At 34.5% G+C, this 1,740-nt stretch carries 1 protein-coding gene; it reads right to left on the reverse strand.

The genetic code is table 11. The features are described from left to right. Positions 1-334 precede the first annotated feature (334 nt). Complete coding sequence (locus E1171_RS01810) at positions 335-1,585, reverse strand: alpha/beta hydrolase family protein (protein ID WP_155203493.1); 1,251 nt, start codon at positions 1,583-1,585, stop codon at positions 335-337. Between the last annotated feature and the right edge of the window lie 155 nt (positions 1,586-1,740).

A 1,740-nucleotide genomic window follows, 5' to 3' on the forward strand; every position in this document is an offset into this window, starting at 1 on the left:
GAAGTTTTTTATAAAAAACTTCGGCTTTTTTGGTTTAAAAAAAATAACAATATATAGAATTTATAATTTTGCCCTTAAAGAGGTAAGATGTTTTTAATCTTTCAAAATATAATATAAGCCTAAGGGAACAATCCTTAAATGCGATTTTCGTGGAAGCGATGGATTATAGCTCATTTAACTGACGGCAATCAAAAGAGTTAGGTGCTTAATTTCAGTCGCAGATGTAATTTTGAGGGGTTATTATTTTGGAATATCCTTCTCAAGGGAAACTGTTAGACAAGAACTTGCTGCCTCTGTGAAATGGTTTTTCCTAGTTGAGTTTTTATTTTGTTAGTTACTCTTCACTATAACTATTAAACCATTGTAAGGCAACTTTTGCAGCCGGAAGGTCCGCCTCAGCATGAGAAAGATCCCCATTTAATGTATAAAGTGTAAGATCACCAGCCCCATTTGAAATCATTCTGTCATAAGTCTCCTGACTGTTTTCAAAAGGGATAATCTCATCTGCGGGGCTATGCAATAACATTAAAGGGGTATTGGGGCTCCAGTCATTTATATTATTTTTCTTTAAAGCCTTTTTAAATTCACTATTTTCATTCTCTTTTAGTTCAGAAAGAAAGTCCGTTTTGAAGAGATTATTTGGATTAGTTGGTAATTGTTCATTTATCTCCGCTAGGGTATGTGAGCCGTTAAATAAATCGGAAATTTCAAGAGCATAGGAATCTTGAAAATAATGAAAAATGGGTTGATCAAAATCCATTGTATGATGGTAAGAATAAACCAATTGGGCTAGAAAGGAAGGATTGTCATTTTCTTCTTTATCTAATATTTTACCTACAATATCATCAATGTTATAACCACCAGCCCCAGCTGCAACATGAGCTAATTTTAGATTTCCAAAAGGATTTTCTTCAATAGTCTTTTGGGTGACTAGGGTGGAATATCCTCCTTCCGAATAACCGTACAGAAAAAGTTTAGGATCAAAAGAAATATTATTTTCTGTTAGAAATTCAATGCCCGCCTGAATCATATTCCTATTTGCACTGCTTTGAAACTCTTTGTTATAGAACGGGTGAACTTCTTCCTTGGACTCTCCAAAACCAATGTAGTCAGACAAAAAGGTTATATAACCTGCTGATCCGAATAAACCTGCTGTTTCAATTGGGGACCTTTCAGCATTTAAAGAAGCTAATGAAAAGTTGGAAGGAGCATCCTTCTCATTGGTAATGGTTCCATGTTGAAAACTTACAATAGGGAAGGGCGAATTGTTGGTTTCAGGTAAAATAATAACTCCTGATGCGAGAATATCACTGCCTTTAAAAGGAGTGTGATAGGTGATTTTATAAAGTTTTACGGGATATTTTATCTCTTCAGCGTTTTCATAAATATCTTTAAGATTATCTGTGGAAAGAGCTGTCATCTCCTCCCAACGATCAAGAACAGGAAGGCCATTGGATGGTTCCAATAGGTTTTCCATATCGGACTGGCAAGAGGCAAAGATTGCCAAGCTTGTCATAGTGAGAATTGCAACTCGAATCTTTTTTAACCAATATGAATTATTACAGATACGGAAGAAGTTTATCATAGAGCCCTCCTAAAAAATATAATCATTGAATCACAAAGGTAAGGGATGGTTTTAAGGTCTAGATTAAAATCAGATTAAAATTGCTGTTTAGCCTTTTTCCAAAAGTTTTTTCCATTCTCCTTTTTGAATGATCCTTATGAAAACCAGAATATAGA

Source organism: Xanthovirga aplysinae (genome assembly GCF_009711365.1).
GTDB lineage: Bacteria > Bacteroidota > Bacteroidia > Cytophagales > Cyclobacteriaceae > Xanthovirga > Xanthovirga aplysinae.

What these genes read in the sequence shown, in the direction of transcription:
- E1171_RS01810 (WP_155203493.1), bottom strand. Translation starts at nt 1,585, where the DNA reads ATGATAAACTTCTTCCGTATCTGTAATAATTCATATTGGTTAAAAAAG.